The 19786-nt window shown below is 37.6% G+C and carries 18 protein-coding genes; 12 read left to right on the top strand and 6 right to left on the bottom strand.

Translation table 11 applies throughout. The features are described from left to right. Positions 1-228 precede the first annotated feature (228 nt). Complete coding sequence (locus tag ACN0TV_RS16150; protein ID WP_417364253.1) at positions 229-942, bottom strand: DUF4294 domain-containing protein; 714 nt, start codon at positions 940-942, stop codon at positions 229-231. Between the two features lie 348 nt (positions 943-1290). Between ACN0TV_RS16150 and ACN0TV_RS16145 the strand changes: the two genes are divergently transcribed. The 4 genes from ACN0TV_RS16145 (at position 1291) to ACN0TV_RS16130 (ending at position 5591) form a co-directional block, all read left to right on the top strand. Continuing rightward, positions 1291-2379 (top strand): M42 family metallopeptidase, encoded by a 1089-nt coding sequence (locus ACN0TV_RS16145; RefSeq protein WP_417364252.1) that lies wholly within the window; start codon positions 1291-1293, stop codon positions 2377-2379. A gap of 6 nt (positions 2380-2385) precedes the next feature. Next, the gene (locus ACN0TV_RS16140) at positions 2386-2937 is read left to right on the top strand and encodes an NUDIX hydrolase (protein ID WP_417364250.1); all 552 of its coding nucleotides are present in this window, start codon (positions 2386-2388) and stop codon (positions 2935-2937) included. Positions 2938-3000: 63 nt separating this feature from the next. After that, positions 3001-4920 (top strand): DUF294 nucleotidyltransferase-like domain-containing protein, encoded by a 1920-nt coding sequence (locus ACN0TV_RS16135; RefSeq protein WP_417364248.1) that lies wholly within the window; start codon positions 3001-3003, stop codon positions 4918-4920. 5 nt (positions 4921-4925) lie between these two features. Continuing rightward, positions 4926-5591, top strand: coding sequence for a PolC-type DNA polymerase III (locus ACN0TV_RS16130; RefSeq protein ID WP_417364246.1), 666 nt, complete (start codon positions 4926-4928; stop codon positions 5589-5591). Positions 5592-5683: 92 nt separating this feature from the next. Here the strand turns inward: ACN0TV_RS16130 and acs are convergent, their stop codons facing one another. Next, on the bottom strand, positions 5684-7594 hold the full coding sequence (gene acs / locus ACN0TV_RS16125; protein ID WP_417364244.1) for an acetate--CoA ligase: 1911 nt from the start codon (positions 7592-7594) through the stop codon (positions 5684-5686). A 537-nt stretch (positions 7595-8131) separates the two neighbouring features. Between acs and ACN0TV_RS16120 the strand changes: the two genes are divergently transcribed. Then, complete coding sequence (locus tag ACN0TV_RS16120) at positions 8132-8260, top strand: 30S ribosomal protein THX (protein WP_417364242.1); 129 nt, start codon at positions 8132-8134, stop codon at positions 8258-8260. Between the two features lie 82 nt (positions 8261-8342). On the opposite strand, the gene yaaA is transcribed toward ACN0TV_RS16120, so the two are convergent. From yaaA to ACN0TV_RS16105, 3 genes are all read right to left on the bottom strand, one after another. Further along, positions 8343-9104, bottom strand: a complete 762-nt coding sequence (yaaA, locus tag ACN0TV_RS16115) for a peroxide stress protein YaaA (RefSeq protein ID WP_417364240.1) — start codon at positions 9102-9104, stop codon at positions 8343-8345. Between the two features lie 101 nt (positions 9105-9205). After that, a complete protein-coding gene (locus ACN0TV_RS16110; RefSeq protein ID WP_417364239.1) occupies positions 9206-10237 on the bottom strand; it encodes an RluA family pseudouridine synthase in 1032 nt (343 codons plus the stop codon). A 15-nt stretch (positions 10238-10252) separates the two neighbouring features. Further along, positions 10253-10822, bottom strand: coding sequence for a PASTA domain-containing protein (locus ACN0TV_RS16105; protein ID WP_417364237.1), 570 nt, complete (start codon positions 10820-10822; stop codon positions 10253-10255). Positions 10823-12064: 1242 nt separating this feature from the next. Here ACN0TV_RS16105 and ACN0TV_RS16100 point away from each other — a divergent pair. From ACN0TV_RS16100 to ACN0TV_RS16080, 5 genes are all read left to right on the top strand, one after another. After that, on the top strand, positions 12065-13051 hold the full coding sequence (locus ACN0TV_RS16100) for a D-alanine--D-alanine ligase (RefSeq protein WP_417364236.1): 987 nt from the start codon (positions 12065-12067) through the stop codon (positions 13049-13051). A 39-nt stretch (positions 13052-13090) separates the two neighbouring features. Then, entirely contained in the window at positions 13091-13558 is a 468-nt protein-coding gene (gene coaD / locus ACN0TV_RS16095) for a pantetheine-phosphate adenylyltransferase (RefSeq protein WP_417364234.1), read from the top strand. A 19-nt stretch (positions 13559-13577) separates the two neighbouring features. Then, complete coding sequence (locus ACN0TV_RS16090; protein WP_417364232.1) at positions 13578-15800, top strand: PAS domain S-box protein; 2223 nt, start codon at positions 13578-13580, stop codon at positions 15798-15800. Continuing rightward, positions 15787-16194 (top strand): response regulator, encoded by a 408-nt coding sequence (locus ACN0TV_RS16085; protein ID WP_417364231.1) that lies wholly within the window; start codon positions 15787-15789, stop codon positions 16192-16194. Before ACN0TV_RS16090 ends, ACN0TV_RS16085 begins: the two co-directional genes overlap by 14 nt. 173 nt (positions 16195-16367) lie before the next feature. Further along, complete coding sequence (locus tag ACN0TV_RS16080) at positions 16368-18101, top strand: M14 family metallopeptidase (RefSeq protein ID WP_417364230.1); 1734 nt, start codon at positions 16368-16370, stop codon at positions 18099-18101. A 13-nt stretch (positions 18102-18114) separates the two neighbouring features. Here the strand turns inward: ACN0TV_RS16080 and ACN0TV_RS16075 are convergent, their stop codons facing one another. After that, positions 18115-18696 (bottom strand): NUDIX hydrolase, encoded by a 582-nt coding sequence (locus ACN0TV_RS16075; RefSeq protein ID WP_417364229.1) that lies wholly within the window; start codon positions 18694-18696, stop codon positions 18115-18117. A gap of 7 nt (positions 18697-18703) precedes the next feature. On the opposite strand from ACN0TV_RS16075, the gene pyrE reads away from it, so the two are divergent. Next, complete coding sequence (gene pyrE, locus ACN0TV_RS16070; RefSeq protein WP_417364227.1) at positions 18704-19342, top strand: orotate phosphoribosyltransferase; 639 nt, start codon at positions 18704-18706, stop codon at positions 19340-19342. Between the two features lie 10 nt (positions 19343-19352). After that, positions 19353-19748 (top strand): SRPBCC family protein, encoded by a 396-nt coding sequence (locus tag ACN0TV_RS16065; protein ID WP_417364225.1) that lies wholly within the window; start codon positions 19353-19355, stop codon positions 19746-19748. Positions 19749-19786 lie beyond the last annotated feature (38 nt).

Genomic DNA, 19786 nt, shown 5'->3' with positions numbered 1-19786 from the left:
TTCTACTCTATTCCAAATCTTTTTTGCCTTTATTTTTAAAGTATTTTTAATACGCTTGTAAACCAATCTATTACAACCCAAAATAATTCGAAAAAAGATGAAAATAGCCCTGTACACTATGAAAATCCCCTTATTCAATTGATGAAACACCTTCATGAAAGACTCAAAACCCCATAACTTCACCAGAAAAGGACGACTAAAATAGGTAAAAAAAGTGTTTCCTGCAACTTATTTATCTGGAAATGAGATACTCCCCCACTTATTAGTTAAAGCCGCGTAGTCAAAATCTAGGGCTGAGGGCTGATTCTCCAACGATCCATTAGCAAATGAACGCTGTAATATATCTTCAATCAAGTAATCTTCCAGTACACTTTCGGGATGGTATTCCTCTTTTAAACTAATATCAAACATGCTCGCTGTAGTATTATACCAAAAGGCACGCCACCCGCTTTTGAGTTCCTTGACCAGATCAAAAGTCGTTACTCCTGTTTGCCTGTGAATTAATTTAACCAAAATCTGTCCTTCAGTTCTAGTGAGCTTTTTCAACTCTGCAGTAAATTCTTCTTCTATATAGCGCTGAATAACTCTAGTGTATTTCCTTTTGTCGGACTTCCGTTTAATGGTAGCAAGGCGTTTATTGAGTTCAGTCAAACGCTCGGCTGCTAATTTGGAGTACGGATACACCTTTTTAGTTTTCCTCTTTAATATAGAATACAGAACTCTGTCCTTATAGGAATCAAAGCGCAATGGTTGGGCAATAACAACTGGTGCTAACTCAATAGCCTTTTTTGGAATTGAATCACCATCAAAAAAGTAGTAATACAACTCTGAGCTATCCACTACAGAATCCTTCTCTACCTTCAACGTATCCTTTTCTTTGGTTTGCGACCAAAGCACATTGATGCTTATGAGTAAAACTGCTGTTAAAATTCCTCTATTCACAACTCCTAATTCGATTCCTGTTTTAATTGGGTTTCTTTATCCTATATAATGGTTAACATAAACGAAATGTAGTAACAAATTATTTTACATCACTACACCAGCCCAAATTTAACGTGATATTAATGATACTCACAAACTAAATTGTCAAAATATCGTGTAGTAATTCAATGAACAGAGACTTAAACGCTGTATACAATATTAAGAATTTTAGGGTTAGTGACAACCCTTTCTACGCCAAGGTAAGCCATTAGGCTATGCGTTGTGCAGGAAGCTCACACATTTAGTGTGTGGGCAGTTCACAATATGAGTACGAATATTAGTATATTCGTAGACTTAAAAATTATGTCCATGGCAAACAAAAAAATAATGAATGACAAGTCCCTAAAATTTTTAGAGAACTATTTAAACAATGCATCGCCTACAGGTTATGAATGGGAAGGCCAAAAGATCTGGATGGAATATTTAAAGCCCTATGTGGATGAATTTATCACGGATACATACGGAACAGCTGTAGGAGTTATCAACCCCAAGGCAGAATATAAGGTTGTTATAGAAGGGCATTCTGATGAAATATCGTGGTATGTAAACTACATAACAGATAATGGTCTTATCTATGTGATCCGCAATGGTGGAAGTGATCATCAAATTGCTCCTTCTAAAGTTGTACATATACATACTAAAAAAGGTATTGTAAAAGGTGTTTTTGGATGGCCGGCTATCCACACGCGTTCCAATGAAAAAGAAGAGAGTCCTAAATTGGAAAACATTTTCGTAGATATAGGAGCTAAAGACAAAGAAGAGGTAGAAAAAATGGGTGTACACGTGGGATGTGTTATCACATATCCGGATGAATTCTTTATCATGAATAAGGATAAGTTTGTTTGTAGAGCTATTGATAATCGCGCAGGTGGATTTATGATTGCGGAAGTTGCCAGACTACTACATGAAAATAAACAGAAATTACCTTTTGGACTTTATATCACTAATTCTGTACAAGAAGAAATTGGTTTAAGAGGAGCCGAAATGATTACGCATACCATAAAACCTAATGTGGCTATTGTTACCGACGTTTGTCACGACACCAGCACACCAATGATTGATAAGAAAAAGCAAGGTCACACCGAAATCGGTAAAGGACCTGTTATCTCTTATGCTCCTGCTGTGCAGAACAAGCTTAGAGAATTGATTATCGACACTGCGGAAGAGAAGAAAATCCCATTTCAGCGAATGGCATCTTCCAGGTATACAGGAACTGACACGGATGCTTTTGCTTATAGTAACGGTGGAGTCGCTTCAGCTTTAATCTCATTACCACTTCGTTATATGCATACCACTGTAGAAATGGTTCATAAACAGGATGTGGAAAATGTGATTAGACTCATATACGAAACATTGCTAAAAATCAAGGAAAACGAAAACTTTAGCTATTTTAAATAACGTAACTTGGATGAACTCATAGACATACTTGACAAACAAGGCAATTCCACTGGGGATTCAATACTTAAATCGGAGGCTCATAAAAAAGGCTTATTCCACGCCACGGTGCATGTATGGGTATACAATCGAAATGGTGAAATTCTTATTCAAAAGAGAACGAGCTCCAAGGAAACCTATCCTGATAAATGGGATGTTTCCGTTGCAGGGCACATCAGCTCAGGTGAAGACCCAATCACTACGGCTATTCGAGAAACCAAGGAGGAAATCGGCCTAACTCTAAAGGAGTCTGATCTGTATAAGATTGGTCAGCACCGATCCACGGTTATCCATAATAAGGACATGATCGATTGTGAGTTCAACCATATTTTTTTGACAGAATTAAAGGTACCAATGAGTGATCTAAAGCTACAAGCTGAAGAAGTTGCTGCTGTAAAACTTATAGACATCAACATTTACAGAGAATCACTACGGGACTTTACATTATTAAAATCATATGTACCTCATCCACCAGACTATATTGACCTGGTGATTTCTGCTATTAGAAGGCAAACATTGTAACCATTTAAAAGCCTCTGAAATTCAGAGGCTTTTCTGTACCTTAGTAAATCAATTCCGATACAAATGAAAAACACCATAGCCGAACGCATTGCGGATTTTTTAAAACGCTTCCCTCCTTTTGAGTTATTAAAACCTCATCAATTGTTAGAGGTAGCTCAACAGGTAAAGGTTATCTATAAACAAAAAGGCGAATATGTTTTTGAGCAAGGCACCCATGGACATCAACAGTTTTATGTAGTTCAAAAAGGTGCTATAGCCATTGAAAAAACAGAAAACAACCAGGTCATAACATTGGATAAATGTGATGAAGGTGATGCTTTTGGTTTGCGCCCACTCTTTGCCAATGAAAATTATAAGATTAGTGCTGTAGCCGAGGAGGAATCTGTTTTATATGCCATTCCTATTGAAGTTTTCAAACCACTCATCAAGAGAAATTACCGTGTCGGCCAGTTTTTAATAGAAAGTTTTGCATCCAACACCAGAAACCCATACTCTAGAGAACATAGAGGATCGCTATATACGGAAGAGGATGGACTAGAAGAAACTACCCCTGAGCTTTTTGAACTTCAGCCCGTTAAATACGTAAAGAATATCGTAGGGTGTCGTAAAGAGGATCCCGTATCCGAAGTGGCTAAGTTGATGTCCCAAAAGAGGGTTGGATCTATACTTGTACTTGAGAATCAAATCCCAGTAGGCGTAGTGACAGATAAGGATATTAGAAACACCATTGCAGTAGGCAAATACCCTATTGACATTGAAGTTGAAAAAATCATGACTTCTCCTGTGATATGCTATCCTAAAGGACTCACCATTGCACAAGCTCAAGTCGCGATGATCAAACATAACATTAGCCACCTATGTCTCACCAAAGATGGTACGCCCAACACCAAAGCCATTGGAATAGTATCTGAACACGACATTATAGTAAGTCAAGGGCATAACCCTGCAGCGCTTATTAAGGCTATCAAACGTGCAAATAAAAGCAAATCCCTCAGAGCAATTCGCGAACGCGTGATGCACCTGCTCAATGGCTACATCGGACAAAATATTCCAATGACCCATGTTTCAAAAATAATTTTCGAACTCAACGACGCTACCATAAAAAGGGTTATTGAGCGAAGTTTGCAAAAAATGGATCGGGAACCACCAGTGAAATTTGCATGGATGTCCCTAGGCAGCCAAGGAAGAAAGGAACAACTACTCCATACCGACCAAGACAATGCAATCATATTTGAGGATGTTTCGGACAGTGAACTAGAGGCTACCAAAGCCTATTTTAGGGAGCTCGCTAAAATTGTAAACAAAGGCTTGTATGCCATTGGTTTTGATTATTGCCCTGCAGATATGATGGCAAGGAATCCAAGATGGTGTCTACCTTTGAGTCAGTGGAAAGATCAATTTGAGGACTGGATGATTAATCCGGAAAATGAAGACATCTTGCTTTGTTCTATTTTCTTTGACTATGATATCTCCTATGGGGATGTTCATCTGACCAATCAATTGGCTGATCATATTTTTCTACTCAGCGAGAACAATCAAATATTCTTGGCAGCCATGGCCTCGGTATCCCTAAGGAGCCCATCTCCACTAGGATTCTTCCGCCAATTCTTAATAGAAAGAAACGGTGAACACAAAGACTTTTTCGACCTTAAAAAGAGAGCCTTAATGCCAATTACCGATGCCGGGCGTGTATTAATCTTACAGCACAAAATTAAAAACATCAACAATACAGCGGAGAGGTTTGAAAAATTAGCTTCCATAGAACCACAGAACAGTGAGCTTTATCTCTCATGCTCCTATACAGCCAAGGCCTTATTAAAATTTAGGACCAAACAAGGGCTAATGCATAAGGATACCGGTCGTTTTATTTCCTTAGATACCCTTTCAAAAGAGGAGCGAATGAAACTCAAACGCTGTTTTAAAACCATCAGCGAGGTTCAAGAGTTAATCAAATTGCGTTTTAAAGTTTCAAGTTTCATTTAGCAGCTATGTTTTCATTATTTAAAAAAAAGAAGGAATATCCAGAGTTTTGGATGGATTACGAAAAGAAGTTTAAAGACAAAACTCCAGAGACCATTGATGAAAATTCCTTTGTCGTCTTTGACACAGAAACTACCGGATTGGACATAAAGAATGATCGCATACTAAGTATTGGTGCGCTTAAGGTGCAACACAAAAGCATTGAAGTTTCCGATGTATTTGAAAGGTATATCAATCAAAGTACTTTTAATCCGGAGACCGTAGCCATACATGGTATTATTAAAAACGATCTAAATCCAGACACCACAGAGGAAGCTGCCGTTATAGAATTCCTTTCCTATATCTCAAATTCTGTACTTGTGGCACACCATGTCACCTTCGATGTGGCAATGATCAATAAGGTGTTATACAGAATGGGACTGCCTAAATTAAAAAATAAGACTTTGGATACTATGCTGCTTTACAGAGCTAGCAGAATTAATTCCAATCTCATCGATAAGGAACGTAATTATTCCCTTGATGAAGTTGCAGAAAACCTAAATATCTCTGTTAAGGACAGACATACTTCTGCGGGGGATGCTTACATCACGGCCATAGCTTTCCTAAAGATAATCTCCAGAGTAAGTAAACAAAGAAATGGGAGGTTAAAAGATTTGTTCAGGCTTAATAGATAACTACGATCTCATACATTCCCTATTAAAAAAATATCAGGACAAGGGCAGAAGCTCAATCCTGATATTTTTTTATATAAAATCGTTAAAAGAACCTAATCTATTCGGCTTTCAATAACATGATCAATAATTTCCGGATTCAACAAGGTACTTGTGTCTCCCAGATTATTGAGTTCATTTGAGGCAATTTTACGCAATATCCTACGCATAATTTTACCACTTCTGGTTTTTGGAAGTCCACTAACAAATTGGATTTTATCCAATTTAGCTATAGGTCCGATATGATCTACAATCAGTTGATTGATTTCATTTCGTACATTTTCCCTATCTCTGGTTTCTCCAAATTCTTTTAGAATTACAAAACCATATAAGGCATTCCCTTTGATATCGTGTGGAAATCCTACAATAGCTGATTCCGCTACTGCTGGATGTTGATTGATCGCGTCCTCAATAGGTGCCGTTCCAAGGTTATGCCCGGAAACAATTACCACATCGTCAACCCTTCCGGTGATACGATAGTATCCTACGGCATCTCTAAAGGCACCATCACCGCTAAAATACATGTTTTCATAGGTGGAGAAATAGGTCTCTTTATAGCGCTTATGATCATTCCAAATGGTCCTTGCCATACCTGGCCATGGATGTTTCATACACAACCTTCCACTGACGAGATTCCCTTTCAACTCTACACCATCATCATCTACTAAAGCCGGTTCAACACCAGGAAGTGGCAAAGTAGCATAGGTTGGAATGGTAGGAGTCACATAAGGAATTGGAGAGAGCATAATTCCTCCCGTCTCTGTTTGCCACCAGGTATCAACAATAGGGCATTTTCCTTTTCCTACTAAATCATTATACCAATGCCAAGCCTCTTCATTAATAGGTTCACCAACAGAGCCTAATACTTTCAGTGAGGATAAGTCATATTTGGTAACAAATTCTGAGCTTCTTTTTGCCAAGGCTCTAATTGCTGTTGGCGCGGTATAGAATTGGTTGACTCTATGCTTTTCAATAACTTCCCAAAATCTTCCAAAGTCAGGATAAGAAGGTACACCCTCAAACATAATTGAGGTTGCGCCATTAGCTAGTGGCCCGTATATGATATAACTGTGCCCTGTAATCCAGCCGATATCCGCAGTACACCAATAAACATCATTCTCACGATACTGAAATATGTTTTTGAAGGTAAAGGCTGTGAAAACCATATATCCTCCTATGGTGTGCACCATACCTTTTGGCTTCCCGGTTGATCCAGAGGTATACAATATAAATAAGGGATCCTCAGCGTCCATGACTTCAGGCTCACAATCCTTAGATGCAGCATCTAATAATGGTTGCAACCATTGATCTCTTCCCTCCTTCATATTGACATCTCCATTGGTTCTCTTTGCTACCAAAACGCACTCGATACTATCGCAGTGTTCTAATGCCTCATCTGCAATCCCTTTAAGGTCTATTGATTTTTTACCTCTAAACGAACCGTCAGAGGTAATGAGCACCTTACAATCGGAATCGTTAATTCGCATGGAAAGTGCGGTGGATGAAAATCCTCCAAATACAACCGAATGTATTGCACCAATTCTGGCACAAGCCAAAATAGATATGGTTAACTCCGGTATCATTGGCAGGTATATACATACACGATCTCCTTTTCCAACACCCTTAGACTTGAGAACGTTTGCCAATTTACAAACTCGTTCATGCAAATTTTTGTAGGTGATATGTACTGCTGGTTCACTTGGGTCGTTAGGTTCCCATATAATTGCGGGTTTGTCCGCTCGAGTTCGAAGGTGACGATCAATACAATTCTCGGTTATATTGAGCTTTCCGCCCTCAAACCATTTGATCTCGGGCTTCTTAAAATCCCAACTTAGGACCTTATCCCATTTCTTTCTCCAGACAAAATGTTCCTCTGCGACTTCTCCCCAAAAATTTTCAGGATCGCGTACTGATTTTCTATAAACTTGAAAATACTCTTCTAAATGTTTAATGTGATAATTACTCATGCTTACTAAAGTACTTATTTTGATACAAATTACCTAATGTAAAAACTCTTGGCATAGAACCCCTTAGAGTCAATATTTAGGGCAATCTCAACTAATCCTCTGAAAGTCAATCAGAAATAATATTAACCAAAATCTTTACAAATCAGGTAGATTTCAGGCAACTTTTGTCGTTTGTATACACAAAGTGGCTGTTCATACCACTCCGACTGCCGTTTAGAGAATATCTAAATAAAAATACAAGGATATATATTGATCCACAAAATTTCGTACAAATAGTTATCAGATCATCAATAAAAGTAACAAAAATCAGAGTGGATAGCGATCTATTTAAACAACACAATATAATTACAATCCTAAAATGCTTTACTGATACAATTCGCGAAATTCCATAGTTACTATCCAAAATAACCTCAATGCGTTTAAGTTGCCGGTTCAGTCGATAAATAAGACATTGCTTTACGAACTCAAGATAGGATTGAAACTTGAATTTCACCGATAAATTCCTTATATTGAAGAAATTAAAAAATTCATACGTATATGGGAAAAGGAGATGTAAAAACAAGAAGAGGTAAAATTAGTCGTGGCAGCTATGGCGTGCTAAGAAGAAAGAAAATCAAAAAAAGAGCCCCTGTCGAAGAAAAAGTAAGTGTTGACACTAAAAAATAACAGGACACCTAAGTAGTTAATTTTAGCCTGAGGTCAAATTGTGCATCTCAGGCTAGAAAAGTTTATAATGCCACTTGCGCTGTTATCTGACAAAAACAGGTTGATCAGCCTTTAAGGTGTCTTGTTCACTGAATTGATATCCATCAGTATTAAATCCTTTAATAGCTTCCAAACTCTGAGCATTGGTATCTACAATATACCGAACCATTGCTCCTCTAGCTTTTTTAGCAAAGAAACTAATCACCTTGAGCTTGTCATTTTTCCAATCTTTAAATATGGGAGTGATCACCGGTACTTTTAAGCTTTTCTCGTCAATGGCACCAAAGTACTCATTACTGGCTAAGTTGATAAACAACTCATCATCCTCTAACTCCTCATTGAGCTTAGCTGTAATTTTTTTCTTCCAAAACGCATAAAGATCCTTATGAGATCCTACGCGAAGTTTGGTTCCCATTTCCAAGCGATAAGGTTGAATGAGATCAAGTGGTTTTAGCACACCATACAAACCGCTAAGTATTCTAAGTTGTTCTTGTAGTACATTGATTTTATCCTGATCCAGGCTATAGGCATCCAAACCAGTATACACATCACCATTAAAGGCATATACTGCAGGCCGAGCATTTTCCGGGGTAAACGGAAGCTTAAATTCTTGGTTCCTGGTCCAGTTCAACTCAGCCAGGTTGGCAGAAATCCCCATGAGATCCGAGAGTTTCTTTGGCGTTTTTTTCCGAAGTCCGGAATTGATCTTCAAAGATTGTTCTAAAAACTCAGGTTGACTATAATCTTTTACTGGAAGTGCACTTTCAAAATCAAGTGATTTTGCAGGTGAAATTACGATTTTCATTTTACTTAGTTTTTACACTAACAAACATACAACCTTCAGCAGAAATTAACCATTAAAAACGACCACTGTTTTTGATAGTCTGATAACTTTTCTCTATACTGTTAGAGCTCTTGATGTTTGGCATAATTTCGCCATTTTTCCAAACATTGCTCCATATCCTCCGGCAGGGGTGTTTCGAATCTCAAAAATTCACCACTAACAGGATGTTCAAACCCTAAAGTTTTGGCGTGCAGAGCCTGTCTTGGCAGTATTGAAAAGCAATTTTCTACGAATTGCTTATACTTGGTAAAAGTCGTTCCTTTCAAAATCCTTTCACCTCCATAACGTGCATCATTAAATAAAGTGTGACCAATAAATTTCATATGAACACGTATTTGGTGTGTCCTACCGGTTTCCAATCTACAAGAAACCAATGTTACATAGCCAAATCGTTCCAGCACCTTAAAATGTGTTATTGCCTCTTTCCCTTGATCTCCATCAGGAAAAACTGCCATCTGCAATCGGTTTTTTGGATGTCTGGCAATATTTCCTTCTACAACACCTTGATCGTCTTTTACATCCCCCCATACCAAGGCTAAATATTCGCGCTCGCTTGTCTTATGGAAAAATTGTTTGGATAGATGACTTAGTGCATGCTCAGTTTTGGCAACCACCAATAGCCCACTAGTATCCTTATCAATACGATGCACTAGTCCCGGTCTTTCGTCACTGTTTAGAGGAAGGTTTTCAAAATGATAGATCAGTGCATTGATAAGTGTTCCTGAATAGTTTCCATGCCCCGGATGCACGACCATTCCAGCCGGTTTGTTTACCACTAAAAGTTGGTCGTCCTCAAAGACAATATCCAATGGAATATTCTCAGGAGTTAGCAAATATTCATGAGGCGGATGCTCAAAGAGTACCTTCACTTGATCATTTGCTTTGACTTTGTGATTGGATTTAACCGTCTGGCCATTGACAAAGATGTTCCCACCTTTTGCGGCCTGTTGGATTTTATTTCTTGTCGCGTTCTCAATAAAGTTCATTAAGAACTTGTCCACTCTTAGCGGTTCCTGTCCTTTTCCGGCAGTAAAGCTATAATGTTCAAAGAGTTCGTCTTGTTGATTGAAATCATCTTGCTGATCTTCTAACATGCATTCCACATTTGTTTATTCTACTACAACTCCGGCCTTATTACCATTTCCGCAAACCAATTCCACCTCCGTGGTTTTTGGTAGCTGAAAACCTGGAAGTATATTTTCATTTTCATATCGGACATAGTAAACCATGTCCTTGCCGATCTCATTAATATAAGTCACCTTACCTACATTCAGACCAACGGCCTTTAACATAGACTCAGCATTTCTACGGGTCACTTGTATAACATTGGGAACGCTTACCTTTCTATATCCGGAAGGGTTGATGGTCAGGTATATTTTTCTTCCTTGCTTAACTTCCTTATCCGCTTTAGGACTCTGTTCTATAACAGAGTACCTTGGGTAATCAGGATTGTAGTTTGTTGAGTCCAGCACAACATATTGCAAATTGACCTTATCCAAGGTTTCTTCTACCTCACGTAGTGATTTTTTGGACAGATCAGGAACTAACACAAACTCACCATGGCTAGTGATCATCTTTAGAACTTGTAATGCCAATAGCACCAAAATAATTAGAGCCACTATGGCCAAGACAATCTGTTTTAGAAAGGTTTTGCTAGTCAAAAATTTTATCAAGCTCATCTGTTATTTTTTTGGAAGTATAAACTAAAAATCAGTCTTTATACCTCATTATGGATTATTAAGAACTTCAACACCTACTGCGTTCTAATTTAGTTATAATCAAACGTAAAACCAGAGCCGAACTCCTTAAGACCTATACTCTTTGCAGGTTTTAAATCATAATAACGCTGACAAATATACAACTAATTTCGAGTTAGAATAGTATTTGTACTGCAAGCAAAATTCAAACATTTTTCACCGCTTAAACATAATTCGGTCCGAATATTCAATGGAGAGACATATGATTATATACAGATATATTTAACGACAAAGGCAACTTTTTCAAAAACCTAACCTTTGTTTCATATGTTGAGAACACGCTCAAATTCCTTAACTGTGAAGGTTATTTTTAATATGTTTCTCTAGCTGTGTTTTCAGGTTGGTTAGTAATGTTGTTTCATTTGAGATACTCACTTTATGGTATCCAATGACTAAAAACTGATCAATCTACTGCCCTCCAATTACGTGTTCTGATTATGTACCCATTTATTTTTGATTATAAAATTTGGTGTTTAGAATAGGTCTTTTGAGATACATAATGATTTCGTATTTTCGCACCGAGTTCATTTCTCATTTGAGAAAAGGAAATCTAAAAACGCAAGCCACAGAAGCGATGCGTTTTTTGCTTTTATTAGGCTTCGCCTTATACTCCCTAAATAACATGTAACAAGATTATCCTTAGGGATTTAGGGCTTTACTCTAGCTATTCAATTTGCTCTTCCATGGCAAGCACTTTCTTGTTAAACAAGGCTAATAATATTTGGGAATTAGCAAAGATAACAAGGATCATAAAGCAAAAGACACACCCTGGGACGCTGTTCTTATGGGTAGCGTGGTGTGTACTGTTACTTCAAATATATCTATTTTATACCAGATTTTACCATAAATTAAAATTTAACAGCCAATGTCGTTTAGTAAAGGAGTGTGTTGAATCCCTTTTTGGGGCTTGTTACTTTGGTGAGATTTGACCAGTTTCTTGAATCTTGACCTATTTAGTTTTGAGAATATTTGTGAAAACAACGTTATATTTACCAGCAGATAAAGTTTTTTTAAACGCTTAAGATGCTATTGGTTTTGTAAAGATTATCAACGATTTTTATGTCGCGTTTCAAATACTAATATTTTTCAATCTTACAGCAATTTTAACGCAGTTTGCAACCCATAATTTAACTAATTTTACAAGTCGATAAACATTATAAGTCCATGAAGAAAAATATAGGAATAGCCATGGGAGGATATTCTTCTGAATATCAAATTTCCTTGAAAAGCGGAAAGGTGGTGTGTGACCATCTCAACCCAGAATTGTACAATATTTTCCCACTGCATATCTTAAAAGAAAAATGGGTCTGTGTGGTTGACGGTAAAGAATACCCTATCAACAAAGGGGATTTCACCGTTGAGATCAACAAGCAAACCATCACATTTGACTGTATCTTTAATGCCATTCATGGAACTCCGGGAGAAGATGGACACTTGCAAGGCTATTTGTCCATGTTAAACATCCCACACACCTCCTGCCCTATGTATCAGGCAGCACTCACCTTTAACAAAAGAGATTTATTGGCAACCTTAAAACCGTTTGGGATTAAATCAGCTACTTCATTTTACGTAAACAAAGGACAGCAAATAGACACTAAAATCATCTGTGAAAAGGTAGGTCTACCTTGTTTTGTAAAAGCCAATAAGGCGGGGTCAAGTTTTGGGGTATCAAAAGTATATAAGGAAGAAGAACTACAGCAAGCAATCGATATTTCGTTTAAGGAAGATGACGAAATTATCATCGAATCGTTTTTAGATGGAACTGAAGTTTCTGTCGGAGTGATTCGCTATCATGGCCAGGTAAGGGTTTTACCTATTACAGAAATCGTATCGGAAAATGACTTTTTCGATTACCAAGCAAAATACGAGGGTAGGTCTAAGGAAATCACCCCTGCCAGAATTAGCGAACAAATGAAAAATACCATCAATGCTATTGCTAAAAACATCTATGAAATCCTTAAAATGGAAGGCTTTAGCAGAAGTGAATTTATAATTGTAGACGGGATCCCTTATCTCCTGGAAATGAACACTATCCCAGGGCTTACCACAGAAAGTATTTTACCACAACAAGCTGCAAAAGCAGGTATTTCCCTAAATGATTTATTTGGCAATGCTGTTGAAGAAGCATTAAAAACAGATAGAAAATTCTAATTTGCTATATTTACATTTTAACTCTTAAAATTAACGCAGATGCGTAAGGCCATTTTCCCCGGATCCTTTGATCCCATTACCTTAGGACACTACGATATTATTACCCGTGGTATTACGCTATTCGATGAAGTTGTAATTGCCATTGGAATCAATGCAGAGAAAAAATATATGTTTTCACTTGAACAACGCAAGGAGTTTATTAAAAAAGCATTTATTCATGAACCTAGAATAAAGGTAATGACCTATCAGGGTTTGACCGTTGATTTTTGTAAAAAAGTGGGGGCACAATTTATACTGAGAGGATTGCGTAATCCCGGAGATTTTGAATTTGAGAAAGCCATTGCGCATACCAATAGAAAACTATCTGAAATTGAAACCGTTTTCTTGCTCACTTCCTCAGGAAAAAGTTATATTTCATCATCCATTGTCCGTGATGTAATTCGCAACAATGGTGATTATACAGGCCTAGTCCCAGATACCGTTCAATTTAAAACTAATCCTAAATAAGAATAAACGTACCTACCATATGATTAACCTACCTTTGGTTGAACACTGCCCAACCCCAATGGCCGTGCTCAATAAGAATAAAGAACTCCTTGTGACCTCAAGAGGTTGGGATGTTTTGTTTAAACATCCGATAGTGGTGAATTCTAATGAAATTCATTTTTCACACCTCCTCCCTCCTTCATTGGAACATACTCGTAGCGCATTGCTCAATTATATCCCTGGCCAGAAACTTAATGGAGAAGACTCTTATGTGGATCAACAGGGCTGTCTTAAATGGATCTCATATCAAATTTATGACACCCCGGAACAAATCATCCTAAACTTACAGGACATAAGCCTTCAAAAAGAAAATCAAAACAATCAATACTTTAGAGACATTCTTGAAAAGAATGCTCAAATAGGTTCCTGGCAGTACGACATAGAAAACGATGTGCTGCAGTGGTCACCAATTACCAAATCCATTTTTGAAGTTGCTCAAGACTATAGACCTAGCTTGGAAGAGAGCTTTTTATTCTTCAAACAGGGTCAACATCTTGAACAAGCACTTAATGCCATCAACCAAATCATTTCAACAGGGGAACCATTTGAATTGGAGTTACAAATTAGAACCAACACCGAAAGAGAAAAATGGGTATGCTTCTCCGGGGGAAAAGCCAAGCATTACTCAGAATCCAACATCATTTACGGTACGATACAAGATATCAACAAGCAAAAGAATACTGCGCTTAGGATTGCGCTTCAAGAAAAGCAATTAAAAAGCACCAAGCGTTCGATGCAGGAAAACAAACGCTTATTTACGAGTATATTTAATTCTACATTTCAATTTACCGGTTTTTTGAATCTCAAAGGTCGCCTTATTGACGTGAATGAACCTGCCTTAAAGTTTGCTGGAATTGAACTTGAAGACGCTCTTAATAAATATTTCTGGGACACCTACTGGTGGCAAAACTCAAAGAAGGAACGCAACAAGCTGAAGAAGAATATCGCCAAGGCTGCCAAAGGAAAGTTCGTACGCTATGAAGCCAAGATATTAGACAAAAATCAAATTCCGATTTATATCGATTTTTCACTAAAACCAGTGTTGGACGAGAACAAACAAGTTGTCTTTTTGATATCTGAAGGGCGAGTCATTCAAGAAATGGTCGAGGCGAGAAAAAAATTAAGTGAGAGTGAAAAGTTACATCGTATGCTATTGGAACTCTCTCCAACCGGACTTGTTTTAAACGATGCCATGTCCGGGGAATTCATGGAAATGAATGGTTCCTTTAAAAGAAGTATCGGATATATTGAAAAGGAGTTCAGAGCTTTAAGGCATCCCGATGTAATTCCTAAGGCTCATAAAACAAAAGAACTTCGTGTTTTAAAGGAGGTGCTTGAAAATGGAATATGTGGCCCCTACCAAGGAGAATATCTCCACAAAAGTGGAGCGAGTGTTCCCTCCCTAATCACTAGAGTGCTAATCACCAATCACGACGGTAGAAAACTTATCTGGTCCGTAGTTCAAGACATTACCCAACTACAAGAAAAAGAGGCTGAACTTCTAGAACTTATCAATGTTGCTAGCGAACAGAATAACAGACTACTTAATTTTGCACATATTGTTTCCCACAATTTAAGATCACATGCCTCAAACTTCTCCATGCTCATTGAGCTTTTAGGTATTGAAGAGGATATCTTCAAAAAAGTAGAAATTATGGAGATGCTCAATACAGCATCTAAAAACATGTTAGATACCATTGCAAACCTCAATGAAATTATTGCAATAAACACCAATTTGAACATCAAAACTGAGGTGGTCAATATACGCCATGAGATTAATGAGGCATTTACCAATATAAGTGAACTCACCAAAAGTGCTTTTGCTGAAATCGAGATTAATGTTCCTGAACAAGTTCAAATTAATGTGGTCAAAGCGTATTTAGAAAGTATATTATTAAATATCTTTACCAACGCCATTAAATATAAGTCCCCTAAGCGTTATCCCAAAATTACCATTGATTATGAAAACACTAAAGGATACTCTATAATCACTATATCGGATAACGGCATTGGAATTGATTTAAAAAAACATGGCCACAAACTCTTTGGTATGTACAAAACCTTTCATGGGAACAGAGACGCCAGAGGAATAGGTCTTTTCATTACAAAAAACCAAATTGAAGCGATGAAAGGAAAAATTGAGGTTGAAAGCAATGTGGACCAGGGGACTAAATTTAAAATTTATTTTTATGAGAACTATTAATTCAATATGTCTAATCGATGATGATCCCATCACTATATTTAGTGTAAAAAAACTCATAGAAATTACCCAGATCACCCAGACCGTTCATTCGTTTCACAACGGGCAGGAGGCGCTAGAACATTTCAATACCATTGACAACCAAAATCATCCGGAGCTAATTTTATTGGATTTAAACATGCCCATTGTAGATGGCTGGGAGTTTATGGACGCCTATTGTAAATTGAATATAAATAACAATGTTGTCATCTATGTTATGACCTCCTCCATAAATCCTTCTGATGCCAATAAGGTCATAGCTTACAATCAAAAATTCCCTTTCGAAGTAAGACATTTAATTAAGCCTATCACTAAGGATAAATTATTAACCGTGGCCAAGGAATACGCTTCATCTTGACAATAAGAATTGTATTTTAATATCTTTTAAGGTTTACACATTCTAGGTTTTTTACTAAGTTTGGGAGCTTACTGTTACTAATTCGCAATTGCCTTGTGTGATATCGCTAAAGCAATGTCTTAAAATTAGCTCGGTAAAGCTTCACTTTAAGTAAAAAATTCATAGCAACCCACATGAAAAAATGTATTTGCCTAACCCTAAACTTTCTGTGCTTTGTAAGCCTTCTGGCTCAAAAGAACGAATTCTCCACAGTCTTCGAACAATCTAATGGAAGCAATACAGCAACCTATGCAGAGGTTATAGATTTTTACAAACGGCTTAGTGAGGCCTACCCCACGATTAAAGTAGTTGAAAAAGGTAATACGGATTCCGGCTTACCTCTACATGTTGTATTATTAAACCCCGATAATAATTTTAATATTGATCAGGTCAGACCTCATAAAGCAATATTACTTATCAACAATGGGATACATCCGGGAGAGCCAGATGGTATTGATGCCACTATGATGCTATTTAGGGATATTGCACAAGGAAAAATTAAAACACCTAAGCATACCCTACTAGCCACTATTCCGATCTATAATATTGGAGGGGCAATGAATCGCAACCGTGATAGCAGAACCAATCAAGATGGTCCCGAGGCTTACGGTTTTAGAGGAAATGCAAAAAATTATGATCTGAATCGTGACTTCATTAAAAGTGACTCAAAAAACGCCTTTTCGTTTGCCCAGATTTATCACGAATTAAAACCTGATGTATTTATTGACAACCACGTCAGTAACGGGGCAGACTATCAATATATACTCACCCATCTCTTCACCCAACACAATAAACTGGGAGGCCAAGCAGGGATCTATCTCAACGAGGAGTTAAAACCTGATTTGATCGCATCCCTAAAAGAAAAGAATTACGACATCACACCTTATGTTAATGTATTTAATCAAGTCCCTGAAAAAGGCTTTGTGCAATTCTTTGACTCACCTCGATATTCCACGGGATATACAAGTCTTTGGAATAGTTTGGGAATGATGGTGGAGACCCATATGTTGAAGTCATACGACAAACGCGTTTACGGCACCTACGCACTTCTCAGTAGCACCATCGCTATCATTGAAAGAGATTATCTAAAAATAAAAAAAGTAAGAGCAAAAAGCCAAGAACATTTTCAAAACAGTAAAAACTACGCACTTACTTGGAAAGTATCCAAAGATACCGCAACTGTATTGAACTTTAAAGGCTTTGAAGGCCGCTACATACCAAGCGAGCTAACAGGTAAAATACGCTTAAAATACGATCGTACAAAACCATTTACAAAAACCGTTAAACACTACAACACTTATGTGCCAATTAAAACTGTTAGCATCCCAGAGGCCTATTTGATTCCAAAAGCATGGGGAAATATAGTGGCACGATTAAAATCAAACCAGATCGAAATGCAACTCTTGGATACCTCCAAGAAACTAGAAGTAGAGGTCTATCACATCGATGACTACCAAAGCGCAAATTCACCCTATGAAGGTCACTATTTACATAAAAACACCACGGTGAGTACAACAAAAGAGCAGGTCACTATAGCGCCGAATACCTATTATAGAGTTCCAACAAATCAAGTCGGAATTCGCTATTTGTTAGAAACCTTAGAGCCGGAGGCGGTAGATTCATTTTTTAACTGGAATTTCTTCGATACAATTCTACAGCAGAAAGAAGGGTTCTCCCCTTACGTATGGGAGGATAAAGCGCTGGAATTCCTCAACGAAAACCCGAAAATTAAAGCGGACTTCGAGGCAAAAAGAAAAGCAGATACAACCTTTGCAAATAACTGGTATGCACAACTGGATTGGATTCATAAAAAATCACCCTACTATGAAAAAGCTCACCTACGCTACCCTATCTACAGAATACCATAGGCGCAACTAACTTTTAAAATAAGGCTTTTATATTTTCGTAAGAATTATTCAATAACTCTGGGATCTGGCTTTTCGGGCGCCATTCCGCCAAAGCGATATTCTCTTCAACTTGAGGCACCAATTTCCCTTGGTAGTTGGTATGCATCGAATACCAATAGGTTTCTTTCAATTTGTAGGTGCCATTTCTCTTAAAGATATGATAGGTCTTTTTTAACAGCGTATCGATTTTAAGATTTTTAACGCCCGTTTCTTCTTCGACCTCCCTAATAGCTGCGTGCTCTATGGCTTCTCCTTTATCCACCTTTCCCTTGGGCAAATCCCACTTATCATTTCTATAAATAAAGAGCGTATCCTCCTTCTTATTTGTTACCATACCGCCGGCAGCAACTACTAAGGGCACCTTTTTAGTGAATTTTTTTAATAGTGTAGATTCATCCTTATAATAAATGTGTGCACATTTTAACCTACCCTTATTGAGTTGCATAATAACATCATCAATATCAACCGTTTCCATAAGGAAGAGTTTAAAGCCGTCTTCTTTTAAGATTTTGTTGGTTAAAATAATACGATGTTCATTAACAAAAACTTCATACATTTGCATCATGGTTTTAGACAAAGATACCGCTAAGAAAACAGCAGAGCTTCTATTGCAAATTAATGCAATAAAGTTGAATCCAAAAAATCCATTTACATGGGCCTCTGGATGGAAATCACCAATTTATTGTGATAACCGCATTGTACTTTCGTTTCCACCGATACGAAATTACATCCGCGAACAAATGGCTCGCCAGTTGGAAGAGCATTATGGAAAACCTGATGTCATTGCAGGAGTGGCCACCGGAGCGATCGGAATTGGCATGCTCGTTGCGGAGTTCATGAGCCTACCATTTGTATACGTTCGGCCTGAGCCTAAAAAGCATGGGCGTGGAAATCAAATTGAAGGTTTCCTGGATCGTGGACAAAATGTAGTGGTTGTAGAAGATCTTATCAGTACTGGTATGAGTAGCTTAAATGCCGTGAAAGCATTAAAGGAACACGGTGCAGCTGTCAAGGGAATGATTGGGATATTCTCCTATGGTTTTGATCTTGCCGTTGAGAATTTTAAAACTCAAAACACCAACTTAATAACCTTGAGCAGTTACGAATACCTACTGCAACAAGCACTAGAGACAAGATACATTAGTGACTCGGAGTTGATTACCTTACAAGAGTGGAGAACAAGTCCAGATACCTGGAAATAAAAACAAGATTATGAGATTAGAAACCCCTAATAAAAACATAAACACATCTTCAGAAGATTTATTTCATTTCTTGGAAGATGTTAAAAACTTTGAGAAACTGATGCCTGAAAACATCAGCAAATTTGAGGTCTTGGGTGAGGATAAATTTCTCTTTGCACTTAAAGGTATGCCGGAGATCGTGTTAAAGATGAAGGAGAAAACGCCTTATGAGAAGCTAGTTTTAGCATCTGCAAGTGACAAAGTACCTTTTACTCTAACCGCTAATATCAACGAAGTTTCAGAGGGTACCTCTGAGGTGAATTTGATTTTTGAAGGAGAATTTAATGCTATGATGGGCATGATGATTAAAGGGCCTATCACAAACTTTATCAATACCCTTACAGAAAATATGGGGAAAGCCCTTTAATAAAATCGTATACGATAATTTAACTTCGAGTTGGTGCG

This window comes from Galbibacter sp. (genome assembly GCF_048266365.1).
Lineage (GTDB): Bacteria > Bacteroidota > Bacteroidia > Flavobacteriales > Flavobacteriaceae > Galbibacter.
The sequence above is the reverse complement of the archived record's forward strand: the minus strand, read 5'-3'. Positions and strand labels throughout refer to the sequence as shown.